26 protein-coding genes are annotated in these 22,307 nt (G+C 66.3%); 10 read left to right on the forward strand and 16 right to left on the reverse strand.

The genetic code is table 11. The features are described from left to right. Positions 1-64: 64 nt before the first annotated feature. Genes nth through fliR form a run of 3 tightly spaced genes read left to right on the forward strand, consistent with a single transcriptional unit; the run spans position 65 to position 2,545 of the window. Complete coding sequence (gene nth / locus G7Y54_RS10785) at positions 65-742, forward strand: endonuclease III (RefSeq protein ID WP_165079359.1); 678 nt, start codon at positions 65-67, stop codon at positions 740-742. Next, positions 739-1,695 (forward strand): chemotaxis protein, encoded by a 957-nt coding sequence (locus G7Y54_RS10790; protein ID WP_165079358.1) that lies wholly within the window; start codon positions 739-741, stop codon positions 1,693-1,695. Before nth ends, G7Y54_RS10790 begins: the two co-directional genes overlap by 4 nt. Before the next feature lie 58 nt (positions 1,696-1,753). Next, the gene (fliR, locus tag G7Y54_RS10795; protein ID WP_165079357.1) at positions 1,754-2,545 is read left to right on the forward strand and encodes a flagellar biosynthetic protein FliR; all 792 of its coding nucleotides are present in this window, start codon (positions 1,754-1,756) and stop codon (positions 2,543-2,545) included. Positions 2,546-2,583: 38 nt separating this feature from the next. Here fliR and G7Y54_RS10800 read toward each other — a convergent pair whose 3' ends face one another. After that, positions 2,584-3,450 carry a class I SAM-dependent methyltransferase gene (locus G7Y54_RS10800; protein ID WP_165079356.1) on the reverse strand — a complete coding sequence of 289 codons (867 nt, stop codon included), beginning with the start codon at positions 3,448-3,450 and terminating at the stop codon, positions 2,584-2,586. A gap of 279 nt (positions 3,451-3,729) precedes the next feature. Here G7Y54_RS10800 and G7Y54_RS10805 point away from each other — a divergent pair, with 279 nt between their 5' ends. The 4 genes from G7Y54_RS10805 to G7Y54_RS10820 all read left to right on the forward strand — a co-directional run bounded on the left by G7Y54_RS10805 (position 3,730) and on the right by G7Y54_RS10820 (position 5,357). Then, on the forward strand, positions 3,730-3,933 hold the full coding sequence (locus tag G7Y54_RS10805) for a hypothetical protein (RefSeq protein ID WP_165079355.1): 204 nt from the start codon (positions 3,730-3,732) through the stop codon (positions 3,931-3,933). A gap of 76 nt (positions 3,934-4,009) precedes the next feature. Continuing rightward, positions 4,010-4,741 (forward strand): AzlC family ABC transporter permease, encoded by a 732-nt coding sequence (locus G7Y54_RS10810; RefSeq protein WP_165079354.1) that lies wholly within the window; start codon positions 4,010-4,012, stop codon positions 4,739-4,741. Next, positions 4,738-5,094, forward strand: coding sequence for an AzlD domain-containing protein (locus tag G7Y54_RS10815; RefSeq protein ID WP_165079353.1), 357 nt, complete (start codon positions 4,738-4,740; stop codon positions 5,092-5,094). Before G7Y54_RS10810 ends, G7Y54_RS10815 begins: the two co-directional genes overlap by 4 nt. Continuing rightward, entirely contained in the window at positions 5,091-5,357 is a 267-nt protein-coding gene (locus G7Y54_RS10820; RefSeq protein WP_165079352.1) for a DUF4911 domain-containing protein, read from the forward strand. The genes G7Y54_RS10815 and G7Y54_RS10820 overlap by 4 nt, the downstream gene beginning before the upstream one ends. A gap of 29 nt (positions 5,358-5,386) precedes the next feature. On the opposite strand, the gene G7Y54_RS10825 is transcribed toward G7Y54_RS10820, so the two are convergent. Continuing rightward, on the reverse strand, positions 5,387-7,402 hold the full coding sequence (locus G7Y54_RS10825; protein ID WP_165079351.1) for a monovalent cation:proton antiporter family protein: 2,016 nt from the start codon (positions 7,400-7,402) through the stop codon (positions 5,387-5,389). A 142-nt stretch (positions 7,403-7,544) separates the two neighbouring features. Between G7Y54_RS10825 and G7Y54_RS10830 the strand changes: the two genes are divergently transcribed. Beyond that, the gene (locus G7Y54_RS10830) at positions 7,545-8,054 is read left to right on the forward strand and encodes a nitroreductase family protein (protein ID WP_165079350.1); all 510 of its coding nucleotides are present in this window, start codon (positions 7,545-7,547) and stop codon (positions 8,052-8,054) included. Between the two features lie 17 nt (positions 8,055-8,071). Beyond that, the gene (locus G7Y54_RS10835) at positions 8,072-9,370 is read left to right on the forward strand and encodes a glycosyltransferase family 2 protein (RefSeq protein WP_165079349.1); all 1,299 of its coding nucleotides are present in this window, start codon (positions 8,072-8,074) and stop codon (positions 9,368-9,370) included. Here the strand turns inward: G7Y54_RS10835 and ybaK are convergent. From ybaK to G7Y54_RS10900, 14 genes are all read right to left on the reverse strand, one after another. Beyond that, positions 9,357-9,845, reverse strand: a complete 489-nt coding sequence (gene ybaK / locus G7Y54_RS10840; protein WP_165079348.1) for a Cys-tRNA(Pro) deacylase — start codon at positions 9,843-9,845, stop codon at positions 9,357-9,359. The two genes, G7Y54_RS10835 and ybaK, sit on opposite strands and share 14 nt — an antisense overlap. A 5-nt stretch (positions 9,846-9,850) precedes the next feature. Continuing rightward, on the reverse strand, positions 9,851-10,276 hold the full coding sequence (locus G7Y54_RS10845) for a hypothetical protein (RefSeq protein ID WP_165079347.1): 426 nt from the start codon (positions 10,274-10,276) through the stop codon (positions 9,851-9,853). Positions 10,277-10,668: 392 nt separating this feature from the next. Next, positions 10,669-10,995, reverse strand: coding sequence for a hypothetical protein (locus tag G7Y54_RS10850; protein ID WP_165079346.1), 327 nt, complete (start codon positions 10,993-10,995; stop codon positions 10,669-10,671). Between the two features lie 307 nt (positions 10,996-11,302). Next, a complete protein-coding gene (locus tag G7Y54_RS10855) occupies positions 11,303-11,971 on the reverse strand; it encodes a flagellar basal body-associated FliL family protein (protein ID WP_165079345.1) in 669 nt (222 codons plus the stop codon). A 52-nt stretch (positions 11,972-12,023) separates the two neighbouring features. After that, the gene (locus tag G7Y54_RS10860; protein WP_165079344.1) at positions 12,024-12,404 is read right to left on the reverse strand and encodes a chemotaxis response regulator CheY; all 381 of its coding nucleotides are present in this window, start codon (positions 12,402-12,404) and stop codon (positions 12,024-12,026) included. 17 nt (positions 12,405-12,421) lie between these two features. Then, positions 12,422-13,204 (reverse strand): FliA/WhiG family RNA polymerase sigma factor, encoded by a 783-nt coding sequence (locus G7Y54_RS12700; RefSeq protein ID WP_165079343.1) that lies wholly within the window; start codon positions 13,202-13,204, stop codon positions 12,422-12,424. A gap of 117 nt (positions 13,205-13,321) precedes the next feature. Next, positions 13,322-14,137 carry a MinD/ParA family protein gene (locus G7Y54_RS12705; RefSeq protein ID WP_165079342.1) on the reverse strand — a complete coding sequence of 272 codons (816 nt, stop codon included), beginning with the start codon at positions 14,135-14,137 and terminating at the stop codon, positions 13,322-13,324. Between the two features lie 32 nt (positions 14,138-14,169). Continuing rightward, entirely contained in the window at positions 14,170-15,303 is a 1,134-nt protein-coding gene (locus G7Y54_RS10870; RefSeq protein ID WP_165079341.1) for a flagellar biosynthesis protein FlhF, read from the reverse strand. A gap of 179 nt (positions 15,304-15,482) precedes the next feature. Next, positions 15,483-17,597, reverse strand: coding sequence for a flagellar biosynthesis protein FlhA (gene flhA / locus G7Y54_RS10875; RefSeq protein WP_165079340.1), 2,115 nt, complete (start codon positions 17,595-17,597; stop codon positions 15,483-15,485). Positions 17,598-17,654: 57 nt separating this feature from the next. Beyond that, positions 17,655-18,731, reverse strand: a complete 1,077-nt coding sequence (flhB, locus tag G7Y54_RS10880; protein ID WP_165079339.1) for a flagellar biosynthesis protein FlhB — start codon at positions 18,729-18,731, stop codon at positions 17,655-17,657. 120 nt (positions 18,732-18,851) lie between these two features. After that, entirely contained in the window at positions 18,852-19,817 is a 966-nt protein-coding gene (locus tag G7Y54_RS10885) for a Smr/MutS family protein (RefSeq protein WP_241159462.1), read from the reverse strand. 81 nt (positions 19,818-19,898) lie between these two features. Further along, positions 19,899-20,333: a preprotein translocase subunit SecG gene (gene secG / locus G7Y54_RS10890; RefSeq protein WP_165079338.1), complete on the reverse strand. Its 435-nt coding sequence runs from the start codon at positions 20,331-20,333 to the stop codon at positions 19,899-19,901. Between the two features lie 90 nt (positions 20,334-20,423). After that, on the reverse strand, positions 20,424-21,188 hold the full coding sequence (gene tpiA, locus G7Y54_RS10895; RefSeq protein ID WP_165079337.1) for a triose-phosphate isomerase: 765 nt from the start codon (positions 21,186-21,188) through the stop codon (positions 20,424-20,426). 36 nt (positions 21,189-21,224) lie between these two features. Next, on the reverse strand, positions 21,225-21,758 hold the full coding sequence (locus tag G7Y54_RS10900; RefSeq protein WP_165079336.1) for a GNAT family N-acetyltransferase: 534 nt from the start codon (positions 21,756-21,758) through the stop codon (positions 21,225-21,227). Here G7Y54_RS10900 and G7Y54_RS10905 point away from each other — a divergent pair. Next, the gene (locus G7Y54_RS10905; protein WP_165079335.1) at positions 21,757-22,305 is read left to right on the forward strand and encodes an NUDIX hydrolase; all 549 of its coding nucleotides are present in this window, start codon (positions 21,757-21,759) and stop codon (positions 22,303-22,305) included. The two genes, G7Y54_RS10900 and G7Y54_RS10905, sit on opposite strands and share 2 nt — an antisense overlap. Positions 22,306-22,307: the final 2 nt, after the last annotated feature.

Below are 22,307 nucleotides of genomic sequence, written 5' to 3' on the forward strand. Positions count from 1 at the left end.
ATGTAAAGATGGGAGGCGCGCGGCGCGCCTTGCGGGGCGCGGGGGCCTGTGGCATACTTGTGGAATGACACTCCAGAAACGCCGCGAACAGGCACAGCGCGTTCTCGAGGCGCTTGCCGCCCGCTATCCCGAGCCGGCCTCCCACCTTGTGTATCACAACCCGTGGGAGCTTTTGGTGGCCACCGTGCTCGCCGCGCAATGCACGGACGCGCGGGTGAACACCGTCACGCCGGAGCTCTTCCGGCGCTGGCCCGGCCCGGCGGAACTGGCGGAGGCGAACCTTGCGGAGCTGGAAGAAGTCATCCACCCCACGGGCTTTTACCACAACAAGGCGAAGAACCTCATCGGCGCGGCGACGCGCGTGCGCGACGCATTCGGGGGCCGGGTGCCGCGGACGCTGGAAGATCTCGTCACGCTCCCCGGGGTGGCGCGCAAGACGGCCAATGTCGTCCTGTTCGGGGGCTTCGGCATCAACGAGGGCCTTGCCGTGGACACGCACGTGAAGCGCATCAGCCACCGTCTCGGCCTGACATCGGCCACGGACCCGGTGGCCGTGGAGCGCGACCTCATGGCCGTCTTCCCCCGTGAGGAGTGGGGCGACGTGAACCACCGCATGGTCTGGTTCGGCCGCGAGGTGTGCCGGGCGCGCAAGCCGGGCTGCGATGCGTGCCCCATGGTTTCCTTTTGCCCCAGGCTCGAGCCGCCGCGCGACGCGGCGCCCGCCCAACGAGGCAGATCATGAGCATGAATCCCCTGCTCAGCACCAATGAGCTGGAAGTGGTGGAATTTCTCCTGGACGAGCGCCAGGACGACGGCACAACCTATACCGGGCACTATGCCATCAACGTGGCCAAAGTGCTCGAGATCATCCGCCTGCCGCAGGTCACGGCCATGCCCGGCACCCACGACCCGTCGGTGATGGGCTCGTTCAACCTGCGCGGCAAGGTGCTGCCGCTCATCAATCTCGCCACCTGGCTCGGCAAGTCCATGGCCGTCACCAAGAACGACAAGGTGCTGGTGACGGAATTTTCGGGTGTCAAGGCGGCCTTCCTCGTCTCGTCGGTGATGAGCATCCACCGCCTCGACTGGGAGCGCATCGAGCCGCCCAACAAGTATGTCCAGACCTTCTCGCGCGACAGCATCACCGGCATCTTGCGCATCGGCGAGCGCGTGCTCTTCATCCTCGACATGGAGAAGATCCTCGCGAGCCTCGACCACTCGCTCGACATGTCGCGCATGGAGCCGGAACCGGCCAAGGTGGAGATGCCCGAGCAGGTGCGCCTGCTCCTCGCGGACGACTCGAGCTCGCTGCGCAAGATCGTCAAGTCCTTCCTCGAGAAGTCGGGCTACCAGGTGACCACGGCGAGCAACGGCCGCGAGGCCTGGGAATACTTGAACAACCTCGCGCAGGCGCAGTCCGGGCAGGGGGCGGGCAAGGAGGACCTTTCCGAGATCGTGGACCTCGTCATCTCGGATATCGAAATGCCCGAGATGGACGGCCACGCCCTGACCAGCAAGATCCGCGAGAACCCGGCCCTGCACAAGCTGCCCGTGGTGCTCTTCTCGTCGCTCATCACCGACGCGCTCCGCGCCAAGGGCATCAAGGTGGGCGCGGACAGGCAGGTCTCCAAGCCTGACCTCGCGGGCCTCGACAAGATCGTCAAGGAAATCATGGAAGAACGCCTGCACAAATAGGCGCGGGGCGCCCGCTCACGCCGGCGCCGCTGGCCGCGGAATTGCATAGCCTTTTCGCATGGACATTTTCAGTTACGATCCTACCGCGGTGCTGAGCCTTCTGCTCACCATCATGCGCGTGAGCATCGTGATGTTCATGCTCCCGGTGTTTTCCACCAACAATATCCCGGTATTGGTCAAGGCCGCCGTGACCATGGTCTTTTCGCTCGCCGTGTGGCCGCATCTCGCGCTTTCCGGCTCGCTCATGCCGGCGCACCCCTTCGACCTCGCCATCATGGCCCTGGGCGAGGTCTTCATGGGCCTCGTGCTCGGCATGGCCGTCAATTTTCTGTTCATGGGCATCCAGTCCGGCGGCGAACTGCTCGGTTTCCAGATGGGCTTCACCATGATCAACTTCGCCGACCCCATCACCGGCAACCAGACCGGCGCCACGGCCTTCTTCCTCTGGATGGTGAGCCTGCTCACCTTCCTCACGCTCGACGGGCATCTCTACATGATCAAGGGCTTCGCCGCCTCCTTCGCCATCGTGCCGCCGGGCGCCCTCTTCATCGGCGAGAACCTGCTCTGGGAGGTGCTCGAGCTCTCGAGCCAGGTCTTCGTGCTCGCGCTGCAGATCGCCGCGCCCGTCATGGTGGCGCTCTTCATGGTGGAGGTGGCCCTCGGGCTCGTGGCGCGCACCTCGCCGCAGATCCACATCATGGAGTTCGGCTTCCCCATCAAGATCGGGGTGGGCTTCTTCTTCGTGGGCCTGTTGCTCGTGGTCATGGCCAACAAGATCGAGGAGTTCATCACCGGCATGGACGGCCTGTTCACCAATCTTTTGCGCGGCATGAGCACTCTGTTCCAGTAGGGCGTTGTCCACACCGGCGTGGCGGCCCCGAACGGGGCCTATTCCCCTTTTTGGGCAGCGTGCGCGGGTGATGGCGTGGGGAGTTGCCCGCGAATTGTTTTTTTAATCAATTGCTTGTTATTCCATTTCCAGATTCTGGAAAACCATTCTGCTGCTTCCTCTCCGTAATACTTTTTAAAAAAATCATGATAAATATGAAGCTGCCCAGTAGTAATAAAACGTCCCCATGGCATACTTAGGGCCGAAAATATATTTTCGACATGCGCATAGGTGTCTTCAGTTATCTGAAGCGCACAAAGATTCGCATCATTCGGCGTAAGCTGCGGGGGAGTGATTTTCTTGCCTACGCAGGCGTCAAAAAGAACGCGCGTTGCCAAGGCCCCCTCTTTCCAGTAATAAAGGGCAGTATCGTGCATCGCGATGATGCCGTTCTCGTGCATAAACGGCAAGACAACGAGATAGTCAAGAAGCTCTCCCGGGAGCCTGTGCACCGTATCCAGAAAGCAAAAATCAAATTCAATGTTCAACTTCTCGATGATTTCGGGGAGATACTTCCCGGTATGGAGATGCCAGTTTTTCTTGTCGGGATAGAGCTTCGCCGCAGCCCAGCCGGTGGCAAGGGTATTGTCAAGATACCATCGCTCCGCCAGGTCCACCGACACCACTTCACTTTCAAGGCCAAGTTTCTCCAGAATGTGTAAAAGAAGGGCAGACGAACCGCCGGCGGACACCCCAACCTCAAGAAGCGTTTTCGGGCGAAAACGCTTGATGAGCCCCGCAAGGAACATGCAGTTCTCCGCTGAGAGCTCTATGCCGGACTCCACTGCAGGAAAGGTTTCCATGACCGAGGGATCATAGACATCGGGATCAATCATTTTAAGCGTCATGGGAAAGCGCGGGTTCATCTCTGCTCCTTCTGGAGAATTGCCTGGGCATTTTGCCGCATTGAATGGCCAGCCTGTTGGGAGATCATGGAACGGGAGGGGCTTTTGCCATCGATCGCCCGCCCCCCGCTGGCGTGAAGAACGCCTGCCCCACGCATATCAGGGAAAAGAGGGGGTTTCGGCCCGGATTTTGTATATCAAAGTCCCCCCAAAAGCAAACCGGGCGCCCCCTGGCCCCGCGCCAGAAAGCCTTTGAAACTTTGACGGAAACCCCGTATCCTCTCCCCCGGAGGATCCGCCATGAGACGTAAACTCTTCCTCATCGTCATGGGCATCATCGCCCTGCTCGTCATCTTCCTCTGCTTCCGCATGGACGCCCTCTTCGTGGACGGCGCGCTGGAGGTCTTCCTGGTGGGCGTGGGCGTGGGCCTCGTGCTCGGCATCATCCTCACCGTCTGGATCGCCCGCAAGGTCGACGAACCCGAAGACAGGGACAAAGCCTGAACCGCGCTTCCGGGCGACTCCCCGCTGCCGGGCCGGCATGCGCCCGGGGCGGCCCTCGCCCGGCAAGGATAGCCTGATGCCAGCAACTGCCAGCGTGCGCCAGCCCGGGCCGGCCTGGGCCGAGGGGCTTCGGCGCGCGCTCCCCATCACCCTCGGCTATGTGCCCGTGGGCTTCGCCTTTGGCGTGCTCGCCGTGAAAAACGGCATCCCCGCGGGGCTCGCCGTGGCCATGGCCGTGCTCATGTTTTCGGGCTCGGGGCAGTTCGTGTTCGCAAGCCTCTGGGGCGGCGGCGCGGGCATCCTCTCCACGGCGGCGGCGGTGGGCATTGTGAACCTGCGCTACCTGCTCATGTCCGCCGCGGAATCGCCCTGGCTCTCGCGCATCTCGCGCATCAAGCGCTTCCTGCTCGGGCTCGGGCTCACGGACGAGACCTTCGCGGTGCACATCACGGCCCTGCAGGAGGGCTGGCCGCTCAACACGGCCACCATGTATATCTGCAATTCCACCACCCACCTCTCCTGGGTGGCCGGCTGCACCATCGGCGCCTTTTGCGGCAACCTCGTCAACGACGTGCGCCCGCTCGGGCTCGACTACGCCATCACCGCCATGTTCCTGGCGCTGCTCGTGCCCCAGTGCGCAAGCCGGCTGCATGTGCTCATCGCCATCTTCACCGGCGCGCTCTCGGTGGCGCTCAAGGCGGGGGGCATGAGCCAGTGGAACGTGGCTGTGGCCACGGTGGCCGGCGCCACCCTGGGCCTTGTGCTCTCCCTGCGCCAGAAGCGCGCCGGGCCGGAGGACGCGGCATGAGCGGCCTCTTCGCGTGGGCCGGAGAGCACGAGGCGCTGTTGCTCTGCGTGGTCTGCGCCACCCTCGTGACCGTGCTCCCCAAGGTGCTGCCCGTGACCTTTTTGCGCGGGGATTCGCTGCCGCCGCTCTTGCGCCGCTGGCTCGACTTCGTGCCCGTGGCCGTCATGGCGGCGCTGGTGGCGCCGGACATCTTCATCTATGACGGCCGTTTCGACCTCTCCACCGGCAACCTCTTCCTCATGGTCTCCATCCCCACCTTCCTGGTGGCCTGGAAGACGAAAAATTATTTCGTCACCATCGCCGTGGGCATCGGCCTCGTCATCCTCGCCCGCTGGGCGGCCTGGGCGGTATGAGTCCGCGGCCCTGCGCCCCGCCGCCAAGGCACAGCGGGCGCCTGCTCGTGCGCCTGGCGCCGGGGGACGTGGCGATCTTCCGCTTTTTCCTCGAAGCGTACGAGAACCTTGCCCTCTTCACCGTGCTGGAGCGCAAGGCCGCGCTGCTTAAAGTGGTGTTTTCCCCGCGGCAGGAAGACGCCGTGCGGAGGGCGCTGGCGGAAATCGGCGCGAGCGTGCCGCTCGCGGTGGGGGACTGGCCCTTCGCGCGGCCGGAAGACTGAAAAAGCGCTGGAGCGACGCGGGCGCCGGCTCAGGCGATGGCCGCCTGCGGCCCCGGGTCGTCCTGCCCGCGCACGGGCCCCGAAAAGACGGGCTTGACGGCCATGAGCTTGTCCGTGCGGCCGAAGATATAGACCACGTCGTCCACCTCGAAGCGGAAGTGCGGCCCGGGGGCGGCCTCCACGTTGTCATGGCGCAGGATGGCGACCACCGTGACCCCGTAGTTGGGCCGAAGCCCGCAATCCTTGAGCTCCTGCCCGCAGAGGGGCGAGCCGGGCCCCACGCGCATGGCCTGCACGCCCATGTCCGGGAGGCGCCCAACGGCGTCGGTGAGCGAGTCCACGGCGCTGCTCATGCGCCGGATCATGCGGTAATTGGCCTCGCGCAGGTGCGCCGCGAAGGCGTCGATGTCCTGCCGGGGCACGAGGTATTGCGAGAGCACATGGCTGAAGACCTCGATGGAGGTCTCGAATTCCTCGGCGATGACCTCGTTGGCGCCAAGGCTGTGCAGCGGCCCCACCTCGGTCACGAAGCGCGTGCGCGCCACGATGTGCAGGTTCGGGTTGAGCTTGCGCGCCTCGATGGTGATGGCGCGCACGGCCGCCGGGTCGGAAATGATGATGGCGAGCACGCGCGCCTTTTCCACGCCGAGGTGCTCCAGCACGATGGGCTGCGTGGCGTCGCCGTGGGAGATGGGCTCCTTGTCACGGTAGCGGCGCACGGTCTCCGGGTTCATTTCAAGGATGGTGTACGGGATGCCGGACTCGTGCGCCACATGGGCGAGGTGCTTGCCGCTGATGCCGAAGCCCACGATGATGAGATGGTCTTCGAGCCCTTCGTGCTTCCTGCCCTCCTCCTCCGCCACGGCGGGCACGCGCTTGCGGCGCAGGCGGTCCACGGCGGCGGCGACGGAGGGCGCGGCCGAGATGAGGCCCGGGGTGAGCATCATGGTGAGCACGCTCACGGCGAGGAAATTCTGGTAGGATTCCATGTCGAAAAGGCCGGCCGCAAGACCCTGCGCCGCGAGCACGAAGGAAAATTCGCCCACCTGCGCGAGCGAGAGGGCCGTGATGATGGCCGCGCGCAGGGGATAGCCCTGCACGAGCACCGCGGGCAGGGTGAGCACGCTCTTGAGGAGCAGGAAGAGCAGGGTGCCCACGATGATGGCGACAAAGTGCTGCGTGAAATAGCCGACGTTGAGCATCATGCCCACGGAGATGAAGAACAGGCTCATGAACACATCGCGGTAGGGCAGGATGCCGGAAATGACGCTCATGCTGTACTGCGAGCGCGCAAGGAGCAGCCCGGCCAGGAAGGCGCCCAGCGAAAGCGAGAGCCCGAGGGCGCTCGTCAGCAGCGCCATGCCGAGGCAGAGCCCGAGGGTGGTGAGCAGCAGTATCTCGCGGGTGCGCGTGCGCATCACCGCCTCCATGAGGCGGTTGAGACCGAAATGCGCCACCACGAGCACGCCGCCCAGGATGAGCGCCACCTTGAGCACGGAAAGCGCGGCCTGCTCCAGCGAGAGGTCCAGCGTACCGGCGAGCAGGGGCACGCAGAGCAGCATGGGCGCCACCATGATGTCCTGGAAGACGAGGATGGCGAGCGAGAGCCGGCCCGTGGGCGTGCTGCTGGTGCCGCGCTCCTGCAAGATGCGCAATACGATGGCCGAGGAGGAGAGCGCCACGAGGCAGCCCCAGAAGACGCCCCGCTGCCAGGTGGTGCCGTAGGCGAGCGCGAGCCCGGCCACGGCCGCGATGGTGAGCCCGATCTGGAGGCTGCCGCCGAGAAACACCGGCCGCTTGAGGCGGCTCAAGGCATCGCCGGAAAGTTCCATGCCGATGGTAAAGAGCAGCATGGCCACGCCCACCTCGGCCACCTGGTCGATGGCCTCGCGGTCGCTGACGATGCCGAGCAGGGAGGGGCCGCAGAGCACGCCGGTGATGAGGAAGCCCACCGTGGCCGGCAGCCGGAGCCGGTTGCAGACGAGGGTGACGCCGATGGAGAGCAGGAAGATGATGACGATTTCGGAGAGAAAGGGAACTTCCATGGGCGCACTCCTCTCCCCCCAGCCTAGCATGGCGGCGCGCCGGCCGCAAGGACGCCCATGCCTTTACTTTCCGGCCCAAGCGGGCATAATCGGGGCGCACGGGGCGCGAAACGCGCCACAAGATCCAGCAAAGGAGCCCGCCATGGATGTGTTTGAAGCCCTGTTCACGCGGCGCAGTATCCGCAAATATACCGACCAGCCCGTGAGCGACGCGGACGTGGAAACCATGCTCAAGGCCGCCATGCTGGCCCCGAGCGCCAAGAACGAGCGCCCCTGGGCCTTCGTGGTGGTGCGCGACGCGGGCCTCAGGGGGGAGCTTTCCGAGGCCACGCCCTATGTGAAGATGGCGGCGCAGGCGCCGGTGGTCATCGTGGTCTGCGGCGACCTCAATGAGGACAAGGCCGGCGGCCGCTGGGTGCAGGACTGCTCCGCGGCCATCGAGAACATGCTCATCGCGGCGCGGGGCCTCGAAATCGGCACGGTCTGGTGCGCGTTGCACCCCGATGCCGAGCGCGTGGCCAGGGTGCGCGCCATCCTCGGCATCCCGGATCACGTCGTCCCGCTCGGCCTCGTCTGCGCCGGCCACCCGGCCCAGCCCTTCGCCGAGGCCAGCCGCTTCATGCCCGAGCGCATCCACCGCGAGCGCTGGTAAGACGCGCGGGAGGCCGCATGCCGGAAGCGCCCGCCGTTTCCGTGGTCATCCCGGTCCACGGCAACTTCGCCCTCACGCGGGACTGCCTGAAAAGCCTCGCGCGCACCGCAGGCCAGCCGCTCGAGGTCATCGTGGCCGACAACGGCTCCACGGACGAGACGGCGCGGGAGCTCCCGGCACTGGGCGCCGCGCTCTTCGGCGCCGCCTTCCGCCATCTCCGCTTCGAGAGGAACCGCAACTTCGCCCCGGCCTGCAATGCCGGGGCGCGCGAGGCCCGCGGGGACTTCGTCTTCTTCCTCAATAACGACACCCTGCTCACGCAAGGCTGGCTCCCGCCGCTCCTGCGCCGCTTCCACAGCGTGCCGCGCCTCGGGGCGGCGGGGCCGCTGCTCACCTATCCCGACGGCACGGTGCAACACCTCGGCATCGCCATCCAGCCCGGCAACAAGGTGCGCCACCTGTACCGCGGCCTCCCCGCCCGGCACCCGCTGGCGCAAAAACGGCGTTTCCTCCAGGCGCTTACCGCGGCGGCGCTGCTGCTGCCGCGCGAGCTCTTCCTTTCCGCCGGCGGCTTTGACGAGGGCTTTGTCAACGGCTTTGAGGATGTGGACCTCGGGCTCAGGCTGGGCGCCGCGGGCCTCCGGCACACATGCGTGCCCGAAAGCCGGGTCATCCACCTCGAGAGCAGGACGCCGCGCCGCTTCGGCCATGAGGCCGAGAATACCCTGCGCCTGTACCAAAAATGGCGCCTCGACCGCCTCGTGGACCTGCCGGACCTCGTGGCCGCGGACGGCTACTGCCTGAGCGTCCTGCCGGAGCTCGAGCCGCGCGTGACGGTGACCCCGGCGGTCTCCGCGCGGCTGCTCCCCCGGCTGCGGCCCTTTGACCCGGCGCTCTGCCTTGAACTGCTCACCGAGGAACCGCTCTGGGACGAGGGTTATGCGCTGCTCGGCGCCTGGCTTGAAAAAAACGGCCAGCCGGGGGCCGCGCTCGACCTCTACCGCCGCGCCATGCGCATGAGGGATTCGTGCTCCTTCGCGGATTGCGAGCGCCTGCTGCGCGTGGAAGCCGCCCTCGGGCAGGACAGCACTGCCACGCGCGCGTCGCTCGCGCGGCTCATGGCCGAGCTGGCGCCGGATGCCTATGCGCAAAAAAAGGCGCTGATCCTGCAAACGCTTGCCGGGGGCAGCGAAGCGCAACAGGCGCTCATCCCGGCCTATGAAGCGGCCTGGGCCGAGGGCTTGAGGCTGAGAGAAAAAGCCAGGGCGGAAGGAGAGCGGGAGCAGGGCCGGGGCGGCCCCTTCAGCCGCGCGTGAGGTCGGCGAAAACCGCGCCGCAGGCCCGGGCAAGGTCCCCGGGGGCGAGCTCAAGCTGCACGCCGCGCTGTCCCGCGCTTACGAAGATGCGCTCCCACCTGCGGGCGCTTTCATCCATGAAGACGGGATAGGCCTTTTTCGCGCCCAGCGGGGAGCAGCCCCCGCGCACATAGCCCGTGAGCGGGCGCACCTCGGCAAGTGGCACCATGGCCGCATGCCGGCTGCCCGAGGCGGCGGCCAGCGCCTTGGGCGAGAGCTCGGCCGGCGCCGGTATGCAGGCCATGACCACGCCCGGCCCGTCGGCGCGCGCCACCAGCGTCTTGAACACCCGCGCCGGCTCCACGCCGAGGCGCGCCGCCACCGTGGTGGCCGAGAGGTCGCTCTCGTCCACCTCCACATGGTGCAGCGTGTAGGCGATGCCCAGCCGGTCGAGCAGGCGGGCGGCGTTGGTTTTAGGGGTCTTGTCGTGCGCCATGGGGTCTAGGGCTCCTGCGCGAGGATGAGCTCCACCTCGTCCACGCTGAGGCCGGCATTGCGGGCGATCTGGCGGCTGGAAAGCCCCTTGCGGCGCCCGTTGAGGATGATTTCGCGCAAAAACTGCGGCGAGCGCGAGATGCCCTCGGCCTGCTCCAGGAGGCGCTTGAGTTCAGCCACGCGGTCGGAGAGCTTTTCGTCCAGCTCGCGCAATTCGGCCTGGCGCTGGGCGAAGGTGGCGACGATCTCCCGCTCGAGGCGGGCGTTCATCTCGATGCGCGCGAGCAGGCTCTGCTGGTTGTCCTGCAGGGTGTTGAGCAGGCTCTCGGAGCGGCGCAGGCGCAGGTAGAACACGAGCGCCCCGCCGAGCACGAAGAGCTCGAGCAGGGTGCAGAAGCCGATGAAGATGAGGAAGAGAAGGTCATTGGGCATGGGAGCCGTCCCCGCGTTGGAGACGCGTGGTGGATGTTGGAGCCATTCGCCGTTCTTCCGCGTTGTTATGCCATACGATGTAGTGGAGAGTACTTCCTTCAGTCCGTCTGGAGCGTAGCGGAAGACGGGTGCTGGTGCCGGAAGAATCCTAAAAAATAAGATTTTTAGGTTCCGGCGAGGAAGAAAAATAATTTCCGAAGGGAGTGTACTTAAGTACTCGACCGAGGAAATTTTTTTCTGACGAAGCCGGAAGCTAAAAGACTGTTTTTGACGGATAATTTCGGCATTACCCAAGACGCACAGCCAAACGCCAACTCGCATGCGAAATCAAGGCTTCCGCATGGTCCGCTCACACCCCGCTTCCAGAGCGACCTGGCCGCTACCGCCCAGCCCTACACCCTGACATTGAGCAAGTTGCCCACCAGCGGTGATGCCGAGGGCCGCGCCCCGTCCGGCTCTTCGGCCTCCAGCGGCGCCCGCCGCCCGCGCCAGCGCCGGCTGCCGAACCACGAGGAGCCGTGATGCCCGTCCGGCTGGATGTCCGGCCCGTCGGTCTTTTCGCTCTTTTCCACCTGCTGGCGCTCCATCCGCGCCTGTTCGGCGGCGAGCACGCGCGACATGGCGAGCGAGGCCTGGGGCGCCACGGCCGCGGCGTTGGCCACGGAAGTGGAGAGCCCGCTCTGGGCGTAGAGCACGGCCATGGTGGTGTCGATGCTCATGGAGCCCTCCGCGCGACGGCGGCTTGTTGCGGCAGCGCTTTACCTGTGCGTCGCGGCCGCTCTGCTGGGAATCGTGCTGCTCCTCTACTGCCGAAATTATCCGTCAAAAACAGCCTTTTCGGTGCTGCCTGCGTCAGAGAAAAATTTTCTTGGTCGAGTACTTGAGTACACTCCCTGCGAAAATTTTTATCTTCCTTGCCAGCACCGAAAAATCTTATTTTTTAGGATTCTTCCGGCACAAGCACCCGTCTTTCGCTCTGCTCAAGACGGACTTAAGGAAGGGAGGCAAAGCAACTGTGCTCCCCGGCTACTGGTTCAGGTAGCTCTCGAACAGGATGTCCTCGATCTTGCCCTGCGCCATGTAATCGTTGAGCACGCCCAAAAGGTCGGACTTGATCTGCGGGCCGTTGTGCGCGTCCATGAGGAAGGCGTTGTCCTTGCTGCGCAGGTAGTAATAGATGGCGTCGCGCAGCGAGAGCATGCGCTGGTCCATCTCGCGGCCCACGGCCGGGTCCTTGATGATGGCGGAAAATTTGCAGACAAGGAAGCGCGTGCCGTCTTCCGGCTGGTGGCTCGGCACAACGAAAGGCGCGAATTCCTTGACGATATCCGGCGTGGACCGCGCGGCGGGCGCGGAGGGCACCACCACCACATCCGGCTTGGGCGGTTCCGGCGGCGGCGGGGGCGGCGTGCGGAACATGAACCACCACACGGCCGCGGCGGCCACGAGCAGCACCACGCCGGCGATGGCGCCAAGCAAAAGGAGCTTCTTGCGCTTGCCCTTGCCCGCGCCGGCGGCCGCCTCGTCGGGCGTGGCCGGCGTGTCGTCGCCGCGCGGCACGGGCGGGGCCGCGGGCTTCTCTTCCTCAAGAAAGGGCGCGTCGTCGAGATCCAGCTCCACCTTCTTGAGCTGGCCTCCCGAGCCCCCCACCTCCACGTCGAGCGGGGCCGCCTGTTTCACCTGGGTCTCTGCCACCTCGTCACCCCGGGGGCAGGCGCTTCATGGCGCCCACCAAACGTGCTGGCCGCTAGGGGAAGATCTTGTCGATCTTCTGCTTGAGTGTATCGGCCGTGAAGGGCTTGACGATATAGTTGGAGACCTTCGCCTGCGCGGCCTCGATGATATTTTCCTGCTGGGCCTCGGCCGTGACCATGAGGAAGGGCGTATCCGCGAACTGCTCGCTCGCGCGCACCTTGCGCAGAAGCTCGATGCCCGTCATCTTGGGCATGTTCCAGTCCGAGACGATGAAGTCGATCTTTTCGCGGTTGAGGGTCTCCCAGGCGGTGGTGCCGTCATCAGCCTCCACCACGTTGTTGAAGCCGAGCTGGCGCAGGATGTTGCGCACGATGCGGCGCATGGTGGAGAAATCGTCCACGATGAGGACACGCATATTGGGATTGTAGGGCATGGCTCTTCCCCCGCGGTTCAGAGATCTTCGGATTCGCCGTAGCGGCTGACGAACTCCCGGCGCAGGCGGTTCAGGGCCTGCGTGTGGAGCTGCGAGACGCGGCCCTCGGTGATGCCCATCACCTCGGCGGTCTCGCGCATGTTCAGTTCATCCGTATAGTAGAGCGACAGTACCAACTTTTCCCTTGGCGTCAAGCGCTCGATGAGCGGGGCCACGCGCTCGGCGAGCTCGCGCATGGCCGTGTCGCTGTAGGGCTCGCCGCCGTTTTCCACGGTGTCGCCCGAGACGCTGTCCTGGATGGCGTCCAGCGAGAGCCAGAGCTGGTTCTGCAGGGCCTCGAGGCCCTGGCGCACCTCCCGAAGCTCGAGGCCGGTGATGCGCTGGAGCTCCTCCTCGGTGGCCTGGCGGCCGTGCTCGTGCTCCACGCTGCGCATGGCCTCGTCGAGCACGCGCACGCGCTGGCGCAGCGAGCGCGGGAACCAGTCGAGCCGCCTCAGCTCGTCCAGCATGGCGCCGCGGATGCGGTTTTCCGCATAGGTCTCGAAGCGGATGCCGAGCTGGGGCCGGAACTTGCCCAAGGCCTCCATGAGGCCCAGCGTGCCCGAGCTGATGAGCTCGCCGAGCTCCACGCTCTTGGGCAGCTTGGCCTTGAGCCTGAGCGCGAGGAAGCGGATCTTGGGCGCATAGTGGCGCACGATCTGTTCCTGCTCGTGGGGCGAAAAGTCCCCCCATTCTGTGGCGCCCGTCTCCAGCGATTCCCAGGGCTGGAGGACATCGGCGTGCGCAGTGCCGCTTTTCATTGCATCCTTCCCGCGTTGTGCCTCTTCGTCTCCCGGCGGGGCCAGCCCGCCCTTGAGGTTACCGCCTCCCCTCTGCCCGCCCGGCGGGGTGACGGCTCGGTGGTCACAAGTCCGGCGCTAGCCGAACAGGAGTTTTTTCCAGAAAAACTTGATGTTGCCGTCGGTCTGGCGCGGCGGCTCCCAGCGGGAGACCGTCTGCGCCAGGCGCTCGATGGCGAGCGCGGCCGGCCGCCCCGCCCTGTCGCCCACGCAGAGGGGCTTTTGGGCGACCACGGCCTCGCGCACCGCGGTATCGCGCGGGATGACGCCCGCGAGATCCAGCGAAACGCCGCCGAGGAAGTGGTCGCAGGCCTGGTAGAGGCGCGAGAAGATCTCCCTGGCGCTCTTCTCGTCGTGGGCCATGTTGACGCAGACCTTGAAATGCTCCACCCCGTGCGTCTGCTTGAGCACCTTGATGAGCGCATAGGCGTCAGTGAGCGAGGTGGGCTCGGGCGTGAGCACCACAAGGCGCTCCTGCGCGGCGAGGTTGAAATAGAGCACATTGTCGCTGATGCCCGCGCCGGTGTCGACCAAAAGGCAGTCCACCTCGTCCTCCAGCTCGCCCACGGATTCCAGAAGCTCCAGCTTCTGGCCCGTGGTCAGGGCGAGCATGCCTTCCACGCCCGAGGAGGCGGGGAGGATGCTGAAGCCGTAGGGCGTTTCAAAGAGCACGTCGCGCAGGGAGGCGCCCTCGTGGAAGAGGTGGAAGAGATTTTTCTGCGGGGTCAGCCCGAGGACCACGTCCACGTTGGCGAGCCCGAGGTCCGCGTCGACGAGCACCACGCGCTTGCCCATGCGGGCGAGGCAGCAGGCCAGGTTGACGGAGAGGTTCGTCTTGCCGACGCCGCCCTTGCCGGAAGTGACGGACATGACGAGGGGTAGCGTGTCACTCATAAATGCTCCGCGTGATAGCGCTCAGTGCGTGCTCAGGCCGTGCGCCCGGCCAGCCTGCCGGCGGCGCGCCCCGGGGCGGCCGCCTTGGGCCGCGGGGGCGGCGCCGCATGGCCGGGGATCTGCCGCTTGAATACCAGCCGCCAGATGAGCGGCTCCGTGGCCGGGGAGAGGCTTTCCTTGAGTTCCGCCCCGTAGGACAAGGCGGAAACGGGCAGCCCCGCGCCGGCGCCCACATTGACGATGGTGCCGAAGCTCACGGCTTCGTCCAGCTTGGCCCAGACGATGCTCGCCGGGCCCTCGGCGTGGTAGCGCCCGAGAAATTCCTTGGTCTGGAGGGCGTCCAGAAAGGGCGCCAGCACCAGATGGCTCGCCGCCTCGTCCACGGCCACGGCGTCAAGGCCCATGGCCTCGCGCCACTCGGCGAGCGTTTCGCCGGCCGTCATGCCCGGCACATCGATGAACACGGCGTCCGCCCCGGAGGTCTGCGTGAGCGCGCGGGCCATGGTCTCGCGGTCGGCCGCCTCCAGATAGACGAAACCGGAAAGCTCGGCCCAGTGCCTGAGCACCAGGCGGCCGTTGCCGCGCAGGCAGTCGGCGTTGATGAAGGCCACCTGCAGGCCCGCGTCATGCGCCCGCAGCTGGAGCGCAAAGCGCAGGGCCGTGGTGGTCTTGCCGGCGCCGAAGGGGCCGGTCAGAAGGTGCAGCCGCTGCGGCCATTCCGCGGCGCCCCACGGCTTCACCGGCACCATGCCGGCGAGGCATTCGAGCACCGATGCCCCGGGATCGGCCAGAAGCCGGTTGTAGAGGCCCACGGCCACGGAGTCGGCCACGCCCTCGCGCTGGAGATATTCCAGCGCCACGCGCTGGCGCGGGGTCAGCCGCTCGAGCTGGATGGCCGGCTTCATGAGGGCGTAGAGCTGATCCTTGATCTGCATCCACTCCCTGTGCCATTCGTTCCAGCCGCTGGGGGGCGTCTCGCCGCCGCCCGGCCCTTGCGCGGGCGCGCCGGGGCCCGGGCGCTCGAGCCCGGCCGTGATTTCATGGCAGACCACGCCGTTCTTGCGGTAGGTGCGGTTGCCGAGAATGACGGCATCCGGCCCCATCTCGGCCTTGACCCGCGCAAGCACTTCTTGCGACGACGCGCCGGTGAATGTCTTTACCTGCATGGTCCGCTTCCTTTGCCGCGCGGCAAGCCGCGCCCCGTGCCTCCGCCGTTCCTTCGGCGGCGCACACCCAAAATATGCAAAAAAAGCGCCAGTGTAAAACGGGATTTTAATGTCAAAAACCCGCCAGCCGGGGGACGGCTGGCGGGTTCGGGAGTGTCAGTATTCAGGATGGGGGCGGCCTACTCGGCGCCCACCGTGCCCACGGACTGGAGCCGGATGTCCGCCGGGATCTCGGCCTGGGAGATGACCGGGACCGTGGGCATGAAGCGCGTGATGAGCTGCGCCAGGTGCGGCCGGACCATGGGGCTCGCCAGGATGACGGGCTGGCCGTCGGTGTTGACCGCGTTCTCCACGGCCGCGCCGATGTTCTGCATGAGGCGCTGCGCCGCCGCCGGGTTGAGCGACAGGAAGGTGGCGCCGTTGTCGGTCTGGCGGATGCCCTCCTGCACCATGCGCTCGGCGTTGCCGTTCAGGGTGAGCACCGGCAGCACGCCCTGGCTGTCGAGGTAGGGGCGCACGATGGAGCGGGAGAGCTTTTCGCGCACATACTCGGCCAGCATTTCGGGGTTCTTCACGCCGCCGCCGAAGTCGCCCAGGGTCTCCACGATGGTCAGCATGTCGCGGATGCTCACGTTTTCGCGCACGAGCAGCTGCAGCACCTTCTGGACGCCGCCCAGACTGATGGTGCCGGGCACGAGGTCCTCCACGGCCTTGGGCGAGTGCTTGGCCACCGTGTCGAGCAGCCCCTGCACGGCCTGCCGGTCGAGGAAGTCGGCGAGGTGGCGCTTGAACACTTCGGTCAGGTGCGTGGCGATGACCGTCGCCGGGTCCACCACGGTGTAGCCCGCGAGCATGGCCTCTTCGCGCTGGCTTTCCGGGATCCAGATGGCGGGCAGGTTGAAGGCCGGCTCGCGCGTCTCGATGCCGCTGATGTGGGTGGTGACGTTGCCCGGGTCCATGGCCAGGAAGTGGTCCACAAGGATCTCCGCCGAAGCCACCTGGTTGCCCTTGATGAGCAGGGAGTACTGGCCGGGCTTGAGCTGGAGGTTGTCGCGCAGGTGCAGCGAGGGGATGACCACGCCCATGTCGAGGGCGAACTGCCGCCGGATGGAGCGGATGCGGGAGAGGATGTTGCCGCTCTGCTCTTCGTCCACCAGGGGGATGAGGCCGTAGCCCACCTCGAGCTCGAGGGTGTCGAGCGGGAGCAGCGCCTGCACTTCCTCGGGGGTGTCGGCGGTGGCCGGGGAGGACGCGCCGCCGCTCTTGGCCTTGGCCTTGGCGTTCTTCTTGCCTTCCGCACCCTCGGCCTCGTCCTTGGCGGAAACGCGGGACACGAGGAAGAGCAGCACCGCGAGCACGAGGAAGGGGATGGCCGGGAGGCCGGGCACCAGGGCGAACACCACGAGCACGCCGGAGACCATCTTGAGCGCCTGGCTGTTGAAGGTGAGCTGCGCCAGGAACTCTTCGCCCATCTTGGCTTCGGAAGCCGCGCGGGAAACGAGCAGGCCGGTGGCCGTGGACACGATGATCGACGGGATGGTGGAGACCAGGCCGTCGCCGATGGTCAGGAGCGAATAGGTGGTGAGCGCGGAGCTGAAGTCCATGTCCTTCTGGACAACGCCGATGATGATGCCGCCCACGATGTTGACCATGGTGATCATCATGCCCGCGTTCACGTCGCCGGAAACAAATTTACAGGCACCGTCCATGGCGCCGTAGAAGTCCGCCTCCTTGCGCAGGGCGTGGCGGCGGTCATTGGCTTCTTCCTCGTCGATGAGGCCGGCGTTGAGGTCGGCCTCGATGGCCATCTGCTTGCCCGGCATGGCGTCCAGAGTGAAGCGGGCCGCCACCTCGGCGATGCGCGTGGTGCCGGCGGTGATGACCGACTTGTTGAGGATGAACATGATCATGAAGATGACGCCACCCACAACGTAGCTGCCGCCCACGACGAATTCGCCGAAGGAGCGGATGACGCTGCCCGCGGCCTCGACGCCGGCATCACCGTTGAGCAGGATGAGGCGCGTGGAGGCCACGTTGAGCGCCAGCCTGAGCAGGGTGGTGATGAGCAGGAGCGAGGGGAAGATGGTGAACTCGAGCGGCGAGTTCATGAACATGGTCGTCACGAGGACGAGCAGGGAAATGGATATGCTCACGCAGAGCATGATATCCATGAAGAATGTCGGCAGCGGCACCAGCATGACGAAGAGGATGACGACCACGCCCGCCGCGAGGGCAAGCTCGCCATGCTTGGAAAAGCGGCTGTAATCGAATTGAGGCAGTCCTGTCGTTGCCATTGTTTTGACACTCCCATCCGTAGTTCCGGCCCGACCCCCCTTCTCCCGGCCTTCCCGCTACGCGGCCGCTCTGGGCTTGAGTTTCCAGATGCTGGCGAGCAGGGTGGCCACGGCCTTGTACAGCTCTTCGGGGATCATGTCACCGATTTCCACTGCTTTATACAAAGCTCGTGCCAAAGGTACATTTTCGCGGATGGGCACGTTGTGTTCCCGGGCCACGGCCTTGATTTTCTCGGCCAGGTGGTCGGCGCCCTTGGCGAGGACGACCGGCGCCGGGAACTCGTCGGCATTGTAGCGCAGGGCCACGGCGATGTGCGTCGGGTTGGTGACGACCACATCGGCCTTGGGCACGTCCTGGAGCATGCGCTTCATCACCATCTGCATCATCTTCTGGCGCTGCTTGTTCTTGATCACCGGGTCGCCGTCGGCCTGCTTGCGCTCGTCCTTGACCTCGTCCTTGGTCATCTTCATGCCTTCCTTGTAGGCGAAGCGCGACTGCCAGACATCGAAGGCCGTGATGGCGAGGATGGGCACGAGCGCGTAGCAGGCGAGCTTGAAGGCCATCTGGAGCATGTAAGCCGCCACGCCCTCAGTGGTGGCGTAGTACATGGGCAGGAAGTTTTCATGCTCCTGCCAGATGATCCAGCCGGGGATGATGCAGAGGATGATGGCGAAAAGCAGGCTCTTGATGGTGCGCAGCGCCGTCTGCGGCGAGAACATCATCTGCTTGATGCCCTTGAAGATGTTGAAGCGCTGCCACTTGAACTTGAAGACCTTGGTGGTCCAGAGCTTGCCCACCTGGATGCGCTGGGCGAGGAAGCCCAGGAAGGCCAGGAAGAGAATGACGGGCATGATGATCTTGCACAGCTCGATCATCAGCTCCTGCGTCAAAATATAGACGTTCTGGGGATTGGGATCGAACTCCCAGGAATGGACGAGAAAACGGCGGAACACAGCCTTGATGGAATCGGCCATGGGGCCGATCCAAACCGAGAGCGCCATCATGCCGCCCGCAAGGCTCACGGCCTTGCCGAGCTCCGCAGACTTGGGAACATTGCCCTCTTCGCGCTGCTTTTTTACGCGCTTGGGCGTTGCTTCTTCTGTTCTGCTTGGGTCTTTCTGGGCTCCGAACATCCGCTCCCCCTTTCATTGACGGCCCGCCCGCATGCAGCGGGCGCCGCCGGGTGTCGCCAGAGGGATAGCAAGAAGGGTGCCAGCGATTTGAGACGGCGGGCGGGTGGCGGCGGCATCCCCCTACACGAGGTCGGGGTCCATGGGCATGCGCTCCCAGAAGATGCGGCCCTTCTTGCGGAACTTCCGCAAAAGGACGTACACGCTGCCCGGGCCGCCGTCATGCGGCCTTGCCGTGCAAAACGCGAGCACCGCGCGCTTGAAGGGCTCCTGGGTGAGCCAGAGCTGGAGCTTTTCGCGCAACACGGCCCGCCCCTGCGGGGAATTGCGGCCCCGCCCCGGCACCACGAGCACCACGCGCAGGCTCTTGAACCACGCGCCACGCATGAAGTCGCGCAGGGCCTCGAATGCCTGGACGGAATTGAGGCCGTGGAGGTCGAGATGGGCCTCGGGGCTGAGGCCTCCGGCGCGCAGGCGCCCCATGATGAGCGGGTCGAGCCCGACCACGTGGCCTTCAAGGTATTCGTCGGAGTGGGAGACGGCGAATTCCAGCGTGCCTTCCATGAGCTCGCGAAAGCTGAGCCCGCTTGCCGGGGGCGGCGTGGCCGTTTCCGTCACGGGCGCCACCTCGCGGCCGCGCCCCGCGAGCGGCCGGGCATCGCCCATGGCGCGCAAAAAGGCCGCGCTCTCCTCGTCTTCAGCGGGGGCCGGGGGCCCGGGCGCCCTGTCCACGCTCTCCGCAAGCGGCCCGGGAGCTTGGGCCGCAGCCGTTTCCTGCTTGGCGCGAGCCCGGCGCCGCTTTTTCGGGCTCGACACCTCGTCCAGGGCGCCCGTGTCCGCCAGGCGGAAGCCGCCCCGCGCGCTGGTTTCCGCAGGTTGCACACGGCTCATGGCGGCCATGAACAGCGCCGCGTCCTCGGGGTCGGTGTCGGGCACAGCCCCGGCCCGGGGGCCCTTGGGCGCGCGGACCGTGGTGCCGGCCCCCGCACCCGCCTTCCCGCTCGCGCCCCGCCCCCTCTTGGCGGGAAAGCGCGCCGCATCGAGCTTGCGAAAAGGATTGTCGGAAAATTCGTCAGTGTCGGACATCATGTCTCCCCCTGCACCCACTTCCTGACCCATGAAAAAAGCCGCGGCAGGGCCACGGCTTTTTCTTGGCTGGAGTGATGGGGCCTAGGGCTTTTGCGGTGCCGCTGTGCCGGCGGCCGCGTCCGGCGCCGGGGTCTGCGCAGGGGCTGCCCCCGCGGCAGGGGCCTTGGCGCCGGGTTCTGAACCCTTGGGCGCCTCAGGGGCTGCCCCCTCAGGCGCCGCCGGGGCCGTGCGCGCCGGGGCCTCGGGCTCCTCGATCTTCACGTTGAGGATGGTGGACTCGTTGCTGGGCCGGGCGCTCGTCACATAGGTATAGCTCAGGGACGTGATGACAAAGATGATGGCCATGAGCGTCGTGAGCTTGGCGAGGATGCCCCCGGCCCCGCTGCTGCCGAAGACCGAGGTGTTGCCGCCGCCGCCAAAGATAACGCCCATGCCCTCCTTGCCCGACTGGAGCAGGATGAGGATGACGAGCAGGACGCAGACAATGATATGCAGTGTGAGAATAAGGGTCTGCACAAATTCCTCCCGGCCCGCGGCACGACCGGCCAGTACCATGACGGGCCGGGGCCATGCCGCGGGGCGCGCCGGCACCCGCGCTTCGGCGGGTCACGCGCCCAGAATCTGGAGAAAGCTCTTGGCTTCCAAAGAAGCGCCACCTACCAGAAGACCGTCCACGTTGTCAAGGTTAATGAGCGCGCCGGCGTTGTCGGGCTTGACGCTGCCGCCGTAGAGGATGGGCAGGTCCTGCGCGGCCACGCCGAGGATATTGGTGAGGATGTTGCGCGTGACGAGGTGCGCGTCCAGCACTTCCGCCGGGCCGGCCACCTTGCCGGTGCCGATGGCCCACACGGGCTCGTAGGCGATGGCGAAGCTCCCGGCGAGCTTGGCGCGCAGGGTGGCGTCCATGGGCTCGATGGCGGTCTTGAGCTGGCGCTCCAGCACGTCGTGGAGGTGCCCGGCCTCGCGCTCCTCAAGGGTCTCGCCCACGCAGAGCATGACCTTGAAGCCCTTTTCGAGGCCGTAGGCCGTCTTGCGGGCCACCAGGGCGTCGGATTCGCCAAAAATGTGACGGCGCTCGGAATGGCCGGTGAGCAGCCACTGGCCGCCGGCGTCGCGCACCATGGCCGGCGAGATCTCGCCCGTGAAGGCGCCCTGCTCCTCGGGGTAGAAATTCTGGGCGCCCACCTCGAGGTTTTTCACCCCGGCCACGGCGTCGGCCACCACGGCGAGGTCGGTGAAGGGCGCGAACACCACGGCGAGGCGCTCGAGGGGCGTTCCGCCCTTGAGGGCCAGCGCCAGTTCCGCGGCCGTCTCTCCAGCCTGCGGGCGGATCTTGTGCATCTTCCAGTTGGCGGCGATGATCTTCTGCATGGGGCTCTCCTTTGTGACCTGATATGGCCTCGCGCCTCAGGCCGGGGCGCGGGCCGCTGGTTCGGCAAGGGGGCATTCGAGCACGAGGGCGTCCTCGCCCGTATCGGCATAATAGCGGCGGCGGCGGCGGCCGGTCTCGTGAAAGCCGCTCGCCCGGTAGAGGGCGAGCGCCGGGGCATTGCCCTCGCGCACCTCGAGAATCGCTTTTTGCATACCCATTTTGCGCCCGGCTTGCAAGGCCAGCAGGAGCAGCCGGCGCCCGCAGCCCCGGCGCCGCGCGGCAGGCTCCACCGCGAGATTGAGGATTTCCAGTTCCCCGCAAGGGGCGTAGGATAGGTGGGCCGGCGACCCCGCGTGGTACAGGGAGATATAGGCGAGAAGGCGCGGGCCGCTCCAGAGGCCGAAGGCCGCGAAGGCCGGCTGGCCGAAGGCGGCGCGGCATTGCTCCTCGCTCCACGGGAGCGTGAAGCAGCGGCGCTCCAGCTCCCACACGGCGCGGGCGCTCGCCGCGTCAAGCCGCCGCGCGGCAAGCTCCGCCGCGGTTTTTGCCACTTCGTGAGGAGAAACCATGCCCCAGAGCTCCCCCTTGCCGCCTCTGCGGCTCCCGCCGCAGTCCCCGGGCCCCGCGCTCCGGGAGGTGGTGGACGAGGCCGGCCGGCCGCTCTGCCTGCTGCCGGAAGCCGTGCTCCTCAGGCAGGGGCTGCGCCACCGCGCGGTCGCTCTCGCCATATTCGATGCCCAAGGCCGCGCGCTCCTCAGGCCGGGCGCGGACGGCTGGGACTTTTCCTCCCGGGCGCTCCCACAGGCCATGGAGGCCACGGAAGATTGCTGCCGGCGCCTCCTCGAGGCGGAATGGCGCCTCGCCGGCATCGCCCCGCGCGTGCTGCGCCGGGTGGACGCCTGCGCCGAGACCGGCATGGCGTTCTTGACCCTTTTCGCGGCGCGCATCGCGGTGGCCACCGCCCGGGAGATGGCCGCGCCGGGCGCCTTCGCGCCCGAGGGCCTGCCCCTGCTGGACGCCGTGGAGCTGGCCGGGCTCGCCGGGCAGGAGCCGCCCATCCTTGCGCCGCTTTTGCGCCACGCCGTGCGCGCCGGGTGGCTTGCTGAGCAGAAATGAAC

Origin of the sequence: Desulfovibrio sp. ZJ746, assembly GCF_011039155.1 — a bacterium.
Lineage (GTDB): Bacteria > Desulfobacterota > Desulfovibrionia > Desulfovibrionales > Desulfovibrionaceae > Desulfovibrio.